The 12,596-nt window shown below is 58.4% G+C and carries 12 protein-coding genes; 5 read left to right on the plus strand and 7 right to left on the minus strand.

Annotated elements, in window-relative coordinates:
• Nucleotides 1-23 precede the first annotated feature (23 nt).
• The 5 genes from ACA074_RS03855 to ACA074_RS03875 form a co-directional block, all read right to left on the minus strand.
• The gene (locus ACA074_RS03855; RefSeq protein WP_497678485.1) at nucleotides 24-2,834 is read right to left on the minus strand and encodes an FAD-binding and (Fe-S)-binding domain-containing protein; all 2,811 of its coding nucleotides are present in this window, start codon (nucleotides 2,832-2,834) and stop codon (nucleotides 24-26) included.
• Nucleotides 2,831-3,502, minus strand: coding sequence for a LutC/YkgG family protein (locus ACA074_RS03860; protein ID WP_497678486.1), 672 nt, complete (start codon nucleotides 3,500-3,502; stop codon nucleotides 2,831-2,833). The genes ACA074_RS03855 and ACA074_RS03860 overlap by 4 nt, the downstream gene beginning before the upstream one ends.
• On the minus strand, nucleotides 3,502-4,956 hold the full coding sequence (locus tag ACA074_RS03865; RefSeq protein WP_489879268.1) for a LutB/LldF family L-lactate oxidation iron-sulfur protein: 1,455 nt from the start codon (nucleotides 4,954-4,956) through the stop codon (nucleotides 3,502-3,504). Before ACA074_RS03865 ends, ACA074_RS03860 begins: the two co-directional genes overlap by 1 nt.
• Nucleotides 4,953-5,777 (minus strand): (Fe-S)-binding protein, encoded by an 825-nt coding sequence (locus tag ACA074_RS03870; protein WP_497678487.1) that lies wholly within the window; start codon nucleotides 5,775-5,777, stop codon nucleotides 4,953-4,955. The genes ACA074_RS03865 and ACA074_RS03870 overlap by 4 nt, the downstream gene beginning before the upstream one ends.
• A 150-nt stretch (nucleotides 5,778-5,927) precedes the next feature.
• Nucleotides 5,928-7,622, minus strand: coding sequence for a lactate permease LctP family transporter (locus ACA074_RS03875; RefSeq protein WP_489879266.1), 1,695 nt, complete (start codon nucleotides 7,620-7,622; stop codon nucleotides 5,928-5,930).
• Nucleotides 7,623-7,884: 262 nt separating this feature from the next.
• Here ACA074_RS03875 and ACA074_RS03880 point away from each other — a divergent pair, with 262 nt between their 5' ends.
• Nucleotides 7,885-8,652, plus strand: a complete 768-nt coding sequence (locus ACA074_RS03880; RefSeq protein WP_187676701.1) for an FCD domain-containing protein — start codon at nucleotides 7,885-7,887, stop codon at nucleotides 8,650-8,652.
• A gap of 98 nt (nucleotides 8,653-8,750) precedes the next feature.
• Here the strand turns inward: ACA074_RS03880 and smpB are convergent, their stop codons facing one another.
• The gene (gene smpB / locus ACA074_RS03885; RefSeq protein WP_007915208.1) at nucleotides 8,751-9,233 is read right to left on the minus strand and encodes an SsrA-binding protein SmpB; all 483 of its coding nucleotides are present in this window, start codon (nucleotides 9,231-9,233) and stop codon (nucleotides 8,751-8,753) included.
• Nucleotides 9,234-9,352: 119 nt separating this feature from the next.
• Here smpB and ACA074_RS03890 point away from each other — a divergent pair, with 119 nt between their 5' ends.
• Genes ACA074_RS03890 through ACA074_RS03900 form a run of 3 tightly spaced genes read left to right on the plus strand, consistent with a single transcriptional unit; the run spans nucleotide 9,353 to nucleotide 11,505 of the window.
• Nucleotides 9,353-10,756, plus strand: a complete 1,404-nt coding sequence (locus ACA074_RS03890) for a sodium-dependent transporter (protein WP_401272163.1) — start codon at nucleotides 9,353-9,355, stop codon at nucleotides 10,754-10,756.
• A 7-nt stretch (nucleotides 10,757-10,763) separates the two neighbouring features.
• The gene (locus ACA074_RS03895) at nucleotides 10,764-11,198 is read left to right on the plus strand and encodes a type II toxin-antitoxin system RatA family toxin (RefSeq protein ID WP_016986510.1); all 435 of its coding nucleotides are present in this window, start codon (nucleotides 10,764-10,766) and stop codon (nucleotides 11,196-11,198) included.
• Entirely contained in the window at nucleotides 11,191-11,505 is a 315-nt protein-coding gene (locus ACA074_RS03900; protein WP_187676703.1) for an RnfH family protein, read from the plus strand. Before ACA074_RS03895 ends, ACA074_RS03900 begins: the two co-directional genes overlap by 8 nt.
• Nucleotides 11,506-11,565: 60 nt before the next feature.
• On the opposite strand, the gene ACA074_RS03905 is transcribed toward ACA074_RS03900, so the two are convergent.
• A complete protein-coding gene (locus tag ACA074_RS03905) occupies nucleotides 11,566-12,093 on the minus strand; it encodes an outer membrane protein assembly factor BamE (protein WP_187676704.1) in 528 nt (175 codons plus the stop codon).
• A gap of 97 nt (nucleotides 12,094-12,190) precedes the next feature.
• Between ACA074_RS03905 and fur the strand changes: the two genes are divergently transcribed.
• Nucleotides 12,191-12,595: a ferric iron uptake transcriptional regulator gene (gene fur / locus ACA074_RS03910; protein ID WP_187676705.1), complete on the plus strand. Its 405-nt coding sequence runs from the start codon at nucleotides 12,191-12,193 to the stop codon at nucleotides 12,593-12,595.
• Nucleotide 12,596: the final 1 nt, after the last annotated feature.

Consider the following 12,596-nt stretch of genomic DNA (forward strand, 5'->3'; position numbering starts at 1 on the left):
TTGCTCAAGGGTTCTGTTTTTCTTCAACAGGCCTTTGCCTGAGTCACCCGATCGACCAGGTAAACCAATCCGTGATAGTCGATCCCGCCATGCTGCGTCAGGCCGATTTCGCACGTACGGCTGGTGGAAACTCCTTCGCTGCAATGCTGCACCGCGTCCTTGAGTGTGCGCAGCGAGTGGCTGTTCAGCTCTGGAGTGGTAAAGCCCTTGTCGCCTGCAAAACCACAGCAGTGAATGCCCTCCGGAATCACCACGTTTTTACTGCACTTGCGCGCCAGATCAATCAGCGCCTGGCTTTCGCCAAGGTGCTGAGTGCTGCAGGTGACGTGTACGGCAATCGGCGCTTCCTGTGGGGTGAAGTCCAATCGATCAAGAAGATGCGTACGGATGAAACGCACCGGGTCGTACAGGTCCAGGCGAACATCTCCCACATCCTGCACCAGTCGCAACGTGCACGGGCTGGTGTCGCAATAGATCGGATCAAGCCCGCCGCGACTCGCGTGCAGCAGTGCGCTGATCAACTCCTGACGCTTGTGTTCGGCTTGTTCGGCATAGCCTTTGGAAGCGAAGGGTTGGCCGCAGCAAAGGTTGTCCTGATTGTCCGGGAAGATCACTTGATAACCAGCCTTTTCCAGCAATCCACGGGTTTTGTCGTACAGCGACATCTGCTCTTTATCACCCGCCGCCGGGCCCATGACCCGCGATACACAAGCGGCCAGATAGACCACACGCGGGCGCTCATCCGACACGCTCGGGCTGAAGCGAATGGCTTTCTCCGGCTGCGGCATGGCATTCGTCCAAAGCGGTACCTGACCTTTGGACAGGCGAGTCAGTGTTGCCGAAAGTTTCGCCAGACGCGGCGCACCCAGCAACATCCGCGCACCGTTGGCCACGTGCAGGGTGAAGCGCGCCCCTTGCAGGGTCTTGGCGAAATTTCCTTCAATCCAGTCAGCGGTTTTCTGATGCGTCGCGTGTCGGCCACGGAGCTTTTTCACCAGGTCTCCGGTGTTGATGCCTACAGGACAACGTTGTGCGCACAACCCGGTCGCCGCGCAGGTCTCGATGCCTTGATACTCGTAGGCTTTTTCCAGTTCAGTGGTATCGACGCCTGAACGTTTTTTCGCCTGAATGTCGCGCCAGATCACGATGCGCTGGCGTGGGCTGAGGGTCAGGCCTTTCGACGGGCAGACCGGTTCGCAAAAACCGCACTCGATGCACTTATCCACAATCTCGTCGGCTGCCGGCAGCGGCTTCAGGTGCTTGAGGTGGATCTGCGGATCTTCGCTGAGCACCACGTCCGGGTTAAGAATGCCGCTCGGGTCGAGCAGGCGTTTGAGTTGCCACATCAATTGGTAGGCATCGCTGCCCCATTCCAGCTCCACGAACGGCGCCATGTTGCGCCCGGTGCCGTGTTCAGCCTTCAGCGAACCTCCGAATTCCACCGCTACCAGTTGCGCGACGTCGTCCATGAACGCTTGATAGCGTGCGACTTCTTCCGGGCTGTTGAAGCCTTGGGTGAAGACGAAATGCAGATTGCCTTCCAGGGCGTGCCCGAAAAGGATCGCTTCGTCGTAGGAATGTTTGTCGAACAGCTCGATCAAGCGGTTTACACCGATGGCCAGTTGCTCGATCGGGAAGGTCACGTCCTCAATGATCACCGTGGTCCCGGTTTTACGCACGGCACCGACGGCGGGGAAGGTGTCCTTGCGGATTGCCCAGAGTCGGGCGTTCTCGACCGGGTCTTCGGTGAAGTCGACCTGTTTTTCCACCGGGAAGCCGATGAGCGACGTCATGATCTGCGCCAGTTGTTCCTGTAGCAACGTGGAAGACGCCGCGCGGGATTCGATCAGTAACGCACAGGCATTATTCGACAGCTGTTGTACGAAAGAGGGCATGCCCGGTTTGTCCTGCACCGAGCGAAGACTCCGCCGATCCAGCAACTCCACCGCCGACACCGGTTGGCTTTTCAGTACGGTGACGGCGTTGCAGCAGGTCTCCACATCCGGGAATACGATCAGCGCCGAAGCCTTGTTCGGATGATCGATCACCGTGTCGTAAGTCACCGCACTGATGAAGCCAAGGATGCCTTCGGAACCCACCAGCAAGTGGCTCAAGATATCCACAGGGTCGTCGAAATCCACCAAGGCGTTGAGCGACAGGCCGGTGGTATTTTTCAGACGATACTTTTGGCGAATTCTTGCAGCCAGTTCGGCATTGGCGCGGGTCTCGCGGCCCAAAGTCGCCAAGCGTTCCAGCAGATCCGCATGGCTTGCGTGAAACGCCGCAACACTGGCGGCATCTTCCGTATCAAGGCGCGTGCCGTCTGCCAGTACCAGACGAATCCCGGCCAGCGTGTGATAAGTGTTTTGCGCGGTGCCGCAGCACATGCCGCTGGCGTTATTGGCGACGATTCCGCCGATTTTGCAGGCGTTGATCGACGCCGGATCCGGGCCGATCTTGCGCCCGAACGGAGCCAGCCAGGCGTTGGCTTGTGCGCCGATCACTCCCGGTTGCAGACGGATTTGCGTGCCTTCGCCGCGTATCTCGCGAGCGTTCCAGTTATCCCCAAGCACAATCAAAACGGAGTCGCTGATTGCCTGCCCGGACAGGCTGGTGCCTGCGGCGCGGAAGGTCACCGGGACACGGTCGCGCTGGGCCAGTTGCAGCAGCGCCACCACTTCGTCTTCAGACTCGACGCGGATCACCAGTTGCGGAATCAGTCGATAGAAACTGGCGTCGGTGCCGAAGGCCAATGTCGACAGCGGATCATCGAAGCGGCGATCTGCCGGAATCAGTTGTTGCACATCGCGCAGGAAATTCGCCGGTAACGTCATTGGTCCTCCAGAATCAGAACCACCAGGTCTTTCGGGCCGTGGGCACCGTAGGCCAGCACTTGCTCGATGTCAGCGGTTTTCGACGGGCCCGACACCAGCAAGGCATTGGTCGGCATGCCTTGCGCCCATTCGAATTCCTGCTGCACCTGATAGAAATTGTCGCGGGTTTCGCTGGCCTTGAGCAGGGCGAAATGCACTGGCGGCACCAGGCTCATCAGCCGTGGTTCTTCGCGGGTCGGCCAGAGAATCAGGCTGCCAGTGGCGGCAATGGCGCCGAGGGTGCCAGTGAGGCTGGCCGGCGTGTCGTTGAACAACTCGGCTTTCCATTCTTCCATCGGCCGGTCGTAGGATTTCAGTGCCGGCAGATCGGGATTGTTCGCCCAGTGTTGTGTGATGCGTCGCCCGTGGGGTGTTGTCGGTGCGATCAACAGACTCGGCAACTGGCGGTCGCGCAGCAATTGCGCGAGCAGCGCTGGCCACTCTTCGCCAGTGCTCAGGTGAATCTCGGTGTGTACCGATTCCATCAATTTGCGCAGTTGTGGAATGCGTTGTTCGGCGCTGTAGGTGTAAGGCTGGGTCACCAGTTCGATATCGAAGTTGTCGGCTATCGGCGTGGCGCCGATCAGGCTTTTACGTAGCTTGCCGAGGATATTTTGCTTGGCGCTCATCAGCGGTCTCCCTGTTTGGCCAGGTGCTCGCGGGCCATGTCATGCAGTGATCGGGCGGCGGGTTTCGGCGCGCTGTGGTTCTGCGTCCATGGACCGACGTTGCTCGGAGTGAGGGCGCGCAGGCGCGTGGCGAAGAAGCCGAATAGCCGATACAGCGTTGGCGAGCTGTTGAGCTTGGCCCAGGCGTTCCAGATGAAGCGCTCCTTGCGCGAATACTTGCTGCCCTGGCCGCGCATCACTTGATGTGGGCTGTCCGGGGCTTTGACGTTCTCTTCGCGTAGGCGACGCAACAAAGCAGGGATAGGGATTTTTACCGGACACACTTCGCCGCAGGCGCCGCACAAGGAGGAGGCGCTCGGGTGATCCGGGACTTTCGCCAGACCGACCATGTGCGGGGTGATGATTTTGCCGATAGGCCCGGGGTAAACCTCGCCATAGGCGTGGCCACCGATTCGGGTGTAGACCGGGCAATGATTCATGCACGCGCCGCAGCGTATGCAGTTCAGGGTCTGACGCAATTCGCTGTCGGCGAAGGCCTGGGTGCGCCCGTTGTCGAGCAGGACCAGATGCACTTCTTGCGGGCCGTCGAGTTCATGATCCTTGCGTGGTCCGGAGATCATGTTGACGTAGGTGGTGATCGGGATACCCAGCGCCGAACGGGTCAGCAGCGACAGCAGCGGCACCACGTCGCGCAGGTTTTCCACGACTTTTTCGATACCGGTGACAGCGATGTGCACCGGCGGCACGGTGGTGGTCATGCGGCCGTTGCCTTCGTTTTCCACCAGCAGCAGGGTGCCGGTTTCGGCCACGGCGAAGTTGACGCCGGAGACGCCGATGTCCGCTTCGAAGAATTTCTGCCGCAGGACTCTGCGACCGATCTGAATGAGTTGGTCAACGTCCTTGGTGTATTCCACGCCAAGTTTGTCGTGGAACAAGGACGCGACCTGACCGGCATTCTTGTGGATCGCCGGCATAATGATGTGTGAAGGCTTCTCGTGGTCGAGCTGGACGATGTATTCCCCCATGTCGGACTCCAGACATTCAATGTCTTGAGCCTCGAGGAAATGGTTCATCTCCATCTCTTCGCTGACCATCGATTTGCCCTTGATCACTTGCCGCGCCTCGTGAGCGCGGATGATCGATAAGACGATGCCATTGGCTTCGTCCACCGTTTCCGCCCAGTGCACTGTCACACCGTTGCGGGTCAGGTTCTGTTCCAGTTGCTCGAGCAGGTCGGGCAACTTGGAGAGCGCGCGGGCTTTGATCGAGTTGCCCAAAGCACGCAAATGTTCTCTTTCGTGGGCATCGCTGAAAGACGCTGCCCGTTTGGTCATCAGTGAATCCATCGCGGTACGGAAGTTATTCCGTAGCTGCGCATCACCCAAGGCGTTGTGCGCCCGGGTGCGGAAATCTTCTTCTACGGCGACCGTAGGAATAATCGTCGAGGTGCTCATTTCGCACCTCCGGTTCGCTGCCAAAGGAAACTGGCCAGATGTTGGCCGCGCAACGCTTCCTGCTGTTTCTCCAGCGAGCCGTTGATGTTCATCAAACAGCCACAGTCGGCACTCAGCACCTTGTGCGCGCCGGATTCCTTCAACGCGCGGGTCTTGTCAGCCACCATCGCGCCGGAAATGTCTGGCATACGGACGCTGAATGTCCCACCGAAGCCACAGCATTCGCTTTCGTGATCGTGATTGACCCGTTCCACGTTGCTCAGCTGCGCCAACAACTCGCGGCCGTGCAGGTGGGTGTTCATCTCGCGACGTGCCGAACACGACGTGTGCAGCGCCACTTTCACCGGTTCGCCGCTGTCCTTGAGCTGCACCTTGCAGACAAACAGCAGGAACTCGGCCAATTCATAGGTCCGCGCCGCAAGGGCCTGAATCTGTTTCAAGGTTTGCGGCTCGTCCTTGAACAAGTCGGCGTAATGCTCGCGCAACATGCCCGCGCATGAACCCGACGGCACCACCACCGGATAATCCCCGGCAAACAGCGCCAGTTGCGAGCGCGCCACGGTCCGCGCCTGCTCGGTGTAACCCGAGGTGTAGGCCGGTTGTCCGCAACAACTCTGCCCTTGCGGGTATTCAACCCGAATGCCTTCGCGCTCCAGCAAGTGAATCGCGTCCATCCCGGCTTCGGGGTAGAACAGGTCAACCACGCACGTGCCGAACAGATAGACCCGCGACGGTTTCTCGCTGGGGTATTGCCGAGGTTCGGGCAGTGGCGGTGCAACGCGGGTCGCGTTCGGCACAGCGTTGTAATAAAGCTCGCTCATCAGGCGTGTCTCCGGGTGGGCCCGGTTATCCGTCTGTTGCGGCTGCTGAATATAAAGAGCGTTGCTTTCAGCAGCCTTACAGACCGGGTTGTGAATTGCTGACGCCGGAATCACGAACCGGCGTCGGTTATTTCCGTGTTGCCTGTAGGGTTAGTGCACCAGCATGCCGGTGAACCAGTAGGCCTGAGCCAAAGTGATCAGGCCGACAATCGTTGCAAAGAATAGGCTGTGCTTGAGTGTGAAGCGGAACAGATCCGATTCTTTGCCCACCAGACCGGTCGCAGCGCAGGCCACTGCGATCGATTGTGGCGAGATCATCTTGCCGGTCACGCCGCCGCTGGTGTTCGCGGCGACCAATAGAGTGTCGCTGACGCCAATCTGGTGTGCAGTGGTGGCTTGCAAGGAGCTGAACAGGGCGTTGGACGAGGTGTCGGAACCGGTCAGGAAGACGCCGAGCCAACCGAGGAACGGCGAGAAGAACGGGAAGGCTGCGCCGGTTCCCGCCAACACCAGGGCCATGGTCGAAGACATGCCGGAATAGTTGGTGACGAAGGCGAACGCCAACACCATGCCAATCGACAAAATCGGCCAGCGCAGTTCGTAAAAGGTTTCTTTAAAAGTGGTAAGACCAGTTTTGAAATTGATCTTCAGTACCAGCATCGAGATCAGTGCCGAGAAGAAAATCGCGGTGCCGGTCGCGGAAATCGGGTCGAGTTTGAACACCGCCGGGATCGCGGTTGGCGCGGCCACGATCGGTGCGGTTTTGATCACCAGTTGATCAAGGTGTGGGATCGCGAAGTTAAATACCCACGCATACATCGACCCGCCGGCGGCGAACATGGCTTTGAAAGGCTTCAGCGTCCAGATCGTCACCAGCACGGTGAGGATCAGGAACGGCGACCAGGCTTTGAAAATTTCCCCGAGGCTGTAAGGCGACGCCACGGTGGTGCGTTTCTGCCCGAAACCACCGACGCTCGCGGTAATCGCTGCACTGGATGTGGCGCCGGCGATTTGCGCGCCTGCGGTGCGTTTCGGCTGCCAGACTTTGAGGAACAGAGTTAGGGAAATCAGGCTGGCCAGGGCCGAGGTGATGTCCGGCAGTTCCGGGCCGATGAAGTTCGACGTGAAGTATTGAGTGATGGCAAAGCTCAGGCCCGCGACCAGTGCGGCCGGCCAGGTTTCACGCACGCCGCGCATGCCGTCCATCATGAACACCAGCCAGAACGGCACGAACAACGACAGCAGCGGCAGTTGGCGGCCAGTCATCGCGCCGATCTTGAAGGCGTCGATGCCAGTGACTTGTCCGGCAACGATGATCGGAATCCCCAGGGCGCCGAAGGCAACCGGCGCGGTGTTGGCGATCAGGCACAGACCTGCGGCATACAACGGGTTGAAACCGAGTCCGACAAGCAGGGCGGCGGTGATCGCCACCGGCGCACCGAAACCGGCGGCACCTTCCAGGAACGCGCCGAAGCAGAAACCGATCAGCAATACCTGCAAGCGCTGGTCGTCGGTGATCGACAGTACCGAGCTGCGAATAACTTCGAACTGACCACTTTTGACCGTCAGTTTGTAGAGGAATACCGCCGCGACAATGATCCAGGCAATCGGCCAAAGGCCGTAGGCGAAGCCATATCCAGCGGCGGCGAAGGCCATATCGACCGGCATCTGGAACGCGAAGATCGCCACGGCAATCGACAAGGCCAGCGTGATGCTGCCGGCCACATGGCCCTTGAGACGAAACACCGCCAAGGCGAGGAAGAAGAAAACGATGGGGATGACGGCCGCGAGTGCGGAAACGCCGAGACTGCCGAGCGGGCTGTAGAGCTGTTGCCAGGTTTGCATATGGGGTGGCCCCTAATTGTTGTTGGTCAGGCACTGTCAGCGTATTTGGATAATTGGTAATACCAATTTACAATCGCTGTTGGCTAGGGTAAAAGCCTTGATGTCGGTGTGTCAATTTGTCGCCCTGAAACTTTTGTCGAATAAGCGGAGCAGATTGCATCTGATCCGGTTTGAGCGGGTGTCGTCTGGTAGGTGTGGCCAAGGCGCCGATAGGCCAGAATAGAGGCCCCGGCAAGCGATCGGGATCGTGGAGAAATGAGTTATGGGGTTTGATCAGATACGTCAGCGCCGTTTGTCTGACGATATTGTCGAGCGACTCGAGGGGATGATCCTTGAGGGCACGCTGAAGTCCGGTGAGCGGCTTCCGGCGGAGCGCGCGCTGGCCGAGCAATTTGGCGTATCACGTCCGTCATTGCGCGAAGCGATTCAGAAACTGGCGGCCAAAGGTCTGCTGGTCAGCCGTCAGGGTGGCGGCAATTATGTGGTGGAAAGTCTGGGTTCGACGTTCAGCGATCCACTGCTGCAATTGCTCGAAAGCAATCCCGAGGCACAGCGTGACTTGCTGGAGTTTCGCCATACTCTGGAAGCATCGTGCGCCTATTACGCCGCATTACGCGCCACCGACGTGGATCGCGAGCGGCTGACTGCGGCCTTTGAAGAGTTACAGGACTGCTATTCGCGTCACGACGAAGTGAGCCGGACGGAAGAGGGCGCGGCGGATGCGAAGTTTCATCTGGCGATTGCCGAGGCCAGCCATAACGCGGTGTTGCTGCACACCATTCGTGGGTTATTTGATCTGCTCAAGCGTAACGTCGTGACCAACATCGGCGGGATGTACAAACAGCGTACGGAAACCCGCGACATGCTGATCACTCAGCATCGGGAATTGTATCTGGCGATTATCGAAGGGCGTGCAGAGCAGGCGCGTGAAGTTTCCAGTCGACACATTTTGTATGTGCAGGAAGTGCTGGAAGAGGTGCGGCAGGAGGTTCAGCGCATGGCTCGGGCGGAGCGGCGCAAGGGGATGTAGCTTTTTAAAAGCAAAAGATCGCAGCCTGCGTTAGCTCTCTGTGGGAGCTGCCGAAGGCTGCGATCTTTTGCTGGCGTCACACAACTCAAGCAGAAAGATCAGTCTTCCTTGCCCTTGTTGCGCACCGCACGCTGCAGCTCACGACCCGCATCACGTTCGCGCTCGGTGTCACGCTTGTCGTATTCCTTCTTGCCCTTGCCCAGAGCGATCTCGCACTTGACCATGTGCTTGCTCCAGTACCAGGACAGGCATACGCAGGCGTAACCCTTTTGTTGCACAGCGGCGGCGAGCTTTTCCAGTTCGCGGCGGTTGAGCAGCAATTTGCGTGTGCGCACCGGGTCGGCGATGACGTGGGTGCTGGCGGTCATCAGAGGCGTGATGTGACTGCCGAGCAGCCACGCTTCGCCATCCTTGAGCAGCACGTAACTGTCGACCAGTTGCAGCTTGCTTGCCCGCAGACTTTTTACTTCCCAGCCGGCCAGGACCAGACCAGCCTCGAACTTATGCTCGATGAAGTAATCGTGTCGCGCCTTTTTGTTCTGCGCGATGGTCCCTGTTGGGTGTTTCTTCTGTTTAGCCATAGGGGCGGCATTATATGGAGATAAACGGCCGTCGGCTACGGTGATGCTGCGTGCTTGAGCAGGTTGAGTGAATCCCGGACAATGCGGCCTCTTTTTCTAACGCTTGGGCGTGATAAACGATGTCGACAGACAAGGTTTCTGTCCACGGCAGTTGGGCTAGCCGCTGGGTATTCATACTCGCCGCGACCGGTTCGGCCGTGGGACTGGGTAGTATCTGGAAGTTCCCCTACATGGTCGGGGTCTACGGCGGCGGTGCGTTTGTACTGATGTTTCTGGCGTGCATCGCACTGATCGGCATTCCGGTAATGCTGGCTGAAACCCTGATCGGCCGGCGTGCGCGGCAGAGTCCGGCGAATGCCTTGAAGGTGCTGGCACTGGAAGCCGGGCACTCGGCGAAATGGTCGTGGGGCGCCTTTGCCGGGATGATTACGGCGCTGCTGATCCTGTCTTTCTATAGTGTGGTGGGCGGCTGGTCGCTGGACTACATCGTCGATATGGGCCGCGGGGACTTTCAGGGGGTGACCCCGGATCAGGTTGGTGCGTATTTCGGCAATGTCATCGCCGACCCATGGCGCCTGACACTTTGGCACACGATTTTCATGCTGCTATCGGCCGTGGTGATTGCCAAAGGCGTGGTTGCGGGGCTTGAACGCAGTCTGCGGATCATGATGCCGCTACTATTTGTGATGATCCTGGTGTTGCTGGGCTACAGCATGACAACCGGGCACTTCATGGAAGGCGTGCATTTCATGTTCGACTTCCACCCCGAAAAAGTCCTCGACGGACTGCTGCCAGCCATGGGCCACGCGTTCTTTTCCCTGAGCGTGGGTGTCGGCTCGATCATGATCTACGGGGCTTATATGCCCAAGGATGCATCGTTATCCGGTACGGTCGTCGGTGTCGCGCTGCTCGATACTTTCGTTTCGCTGGTGGCTGGTCTGGCCTTGTTTCCGATTGTGTTCGCCGCCGGCCTGAACCCGAGCGAAGGCCCTGGCCTGATGTTCGTCAGCTTGCCATTTGCCTTTGGTAACGTAGCGTTTGGTCAGTTGATGGGCGTGGTGTTCTTCGTGCTGGTCGCGGTTGCGGCCTGGAGTTCGGCCATTTCTCTGCTTGAGCCGATGGTGGCTTATCTGGTCGAACGCACCAAAGTCAGCCGCGCCTGGGTGACTTTCTGGCTGGCATTCGTTTGCTGGTTCGTAGGTTTGGGCACTGTTTTCTCCTTCAATATCTGGAAGGAAGCCAAATTTTTCGTGAACGAAGGCGGGATGTTCCATCTCTACCAATGGGGTGCGGCAAGCGGTCTGGACTTCTTCGGTGTGATCGACTTCTTCACCTCGCGGATCATGTTGCCGCTCGGCGGACTGTGCTTCGTGCTATTCGCCGGATGGGTGATGGGGCGTGAAGCGGTGCGTGACGAGTTGTCGATCCGTAACCCGGTACTGTTTGGTCTGTCCTTGTTCTTGATGCGCTACGTGGCGCCTATCGGCATAGTTGTAGTGTTTGCCGCTCAGCTCTGGAAGTAACGCTTACATGACGACACATATTCAACGATCAGCATTGCTGCCTTACCCGGCCCAGTTCCTTTATGACCTGGTCAACGACGTGGCGCGTTACCCTGAGTTCTTGCCGTGGTGCTCGTCCGCCGAAGTGCTGGAAAGCTCGCCGGAGCATATGCGCGCCAGTGTCGGCGTGGCCAAGGGCGGTCTGAGTCAGCATTTCGTGACGCGCAACACGTTGGTGCCGGGGCAGTCGATCGAGATGAATCTCGAAGAAGGCCCGTTCAATCAGTTGCATGGCGTCTGGGTGTTCAAGGTGTTGAACGAGAAGGCCTGCAAGATCAGTCTGGATCTTTCGTTCGACTACGCGGGCCCTTTGGTGCGTGCCACTCTGGGGCCGCTGTTCAATCAGGCGGCGAATACGCTGGTGGATGCGTTCTGTCAGCGCGCCAAGCAGATGCATGGTTGAGTCAGTGATCGAGATAGAAGTCGTGTATGCGGCCGTTGATCGTCAGGTCTTGCGTGCGGTGAGTGTCCCCGAAGGGAATACTGTGCGTGAGGCATTGATCAAGTCCGGGATTGGTGACGAGTTCCCTGAGCTTGATCTGACTGAATGCCCGTTGGGAATCTTCGGCAAAGTGATTGCCGATCCGCAGGTTCGCCTGATTCGGGCAGGGGATCGCATTGAAATTTATCGTCCTTTGCTCGCTGATCCGAAAGAAGTGCGGCGCCTGCGTGCGGCCAAGGCTGCCGAGGCGAAAGCTAGAAATCAGTAGGTCGGCTAAACGACAGGCAATAAAAAACCCGGAATTCCGGGTTTTTTATTGCGTCGCAAATTACTGCGGCGAGGTGTCCAGCGGCTCTGGTGTCGGAACCGGAACGGTTTCTACACCATCGACGTCCTTCTGGATCTGATCCAGCAAGGAACCTGGCTTAACCGGTTTTTCCGGTGTTGGCTTCTCGGCGTTTTCAGCAGGAGCGGTCACGGTAGTGCCACTGTCCTTGCCGAGAATGGCTTCGTCACGGCTGACGCCCGGCATAAAGTCACCGGACAGGCTGACAAGCTGGTCGTTTGAGTTGAAAATAACGCTGACGCGTTCCTGTTGGCGTTCACCGCCACCCGGTTGCAGGCTGTACAGATAATCCCAGCGATCGGCATGGAACGTGTCGGCAAGCAGGGGGTTGCCCATGATAAACCGTACTTGCGGCCGGGTCATTCCCGGGCGTAACTGGTCTATCATGTCCTGCGTGACGACATTGCCCTGCTGGATGTCGATTTTGTAAACCCCGGGGAATGAACAACCGGCGAGTGCGAGCAGTCCCACAAAGGTGAAACTGGTTAGCAAGAGCTTGGTGTTTTGCATCGGTGGGCGACTTCCACTATCTTGGCTGGGACAACGTAAACGCCGATCATACCCGCATTAAGAGAAGCTGCGAAGCAGCATCGCGAGAAAGCTGACCATGGTTGAAAATAGCGAACTACGCAAAGCCGGCCTCAAAGTGACCCTGCCACGGGTCAAGATCCTGCAAATGCTCGACTCTACCGAGCAGCGTCACATGAGTGCCGAGGACGTCTACAAGGCGTTGATGGAAGCTGGCGAGGACGTCGGTCTGGCCACGGTTTACCGTGTTCTGACCCAGTTCGAAGCGGCTGGCCTCGTGGTCCGTCACAACTTCGACGGTGGCCACGCGGTTTTCGAATTGGCCGACGGTGGACACCACGACCATATGGTCAACGTGGAAACCGGTGAGGTTGTCGAATTCGTCAGCGTTGAAATCGAAAAGCTTCAGAAGGCAATTGCCGACGAGCACGGTGTCGAGTTGGTGGATCACAACCTGGTGCTGTACGTACGCAAGAAAAAGTAAG

Source organism: Pseudomonas sp. LBUM1655 (assembly GCF_059716085.1).

Coding starts and splice junctions, on each gene's coding strand:
- ACA074_RS03855 (WP_497678485.1), bottom strand. CDS start 2,834: ATGACGTTACCGGCGAATTTCCTGCGCGATGTGCAACAACTGATTCCG.
- ACA074_RS03860 (WP_497678486.1), bottom strand. CDS start 3,502: ATGAGCGCCAAGCAAAATATCCTCGGCAAGCTACGTAAAAGCCTGATC.
- ACA074_RS03865 (WP_489879268.1), bottom strand. CDS start 4,956: ATGAGCACCTCGACGATTATTCCTACGGTCGCCGTAGAAGAAGATTTC.
- ACA074_RS03870 (WP_497678487.1), bottom strand. CDS start 5,777: ATGAGCGAGCTTTATTACAACGCTGTGCCGAACGCGACCCGCGTTGCA.
- ACA074_RS03875 (WP_489879266.1), bottom strand. CDS start 7,622: ATGCAAACCTGGCAACAGCTCTACAGCCCGCTCGGCAGTCTCGGCGTT.
- ACA074_RS03880 (WP_187676701.1), top strand. CDS start 7,885: ATGGGGTTTGATCAGATACGTCAGCGCCGTTTGTCTGACGATATTGTC.
- smpB (WP_007915208.1), bottom strand. CDS start 9,233: ATGGCTAAACAGAAGAAACACCCAACAGGGACCATCGCGCAGAACAAA.
- ACA074_RS03890 (WP_401272163.1), top strand. CDS start 9,353: ATGTCGACAGACAAGGTTTCTGTCCACGGCAGTTGGGCTAGCCGCTGG.
- ACA074_RS03895 (WP_016986510.1), top strand. CDS start 10,764: ATGACGACACATATTCAACGATCAGCATTGCTGCCTTACCCGGCCCAG.
- ACA074_RS03900 (WP_187676703.1), top strand. CDS start 11,191: ATGGTTGAGTCAGTGATCGAGATAGAAGTCGTGTATGCGGCCGTTGAT.
- ACA074_RS03905 (WP_187676704.1), bottom strand. CDS start 12,093: ATGCAAAACACCAAGCTCTTGCTAACCAGTTTCACCTTTGTGGGACTG.
- fur (WP_187676705.1), top strand. CDS start 12,191: ATGGTTGAAAATAGCGAACTACGCAAAGCCGGCCTCAAAGTGACCCTG.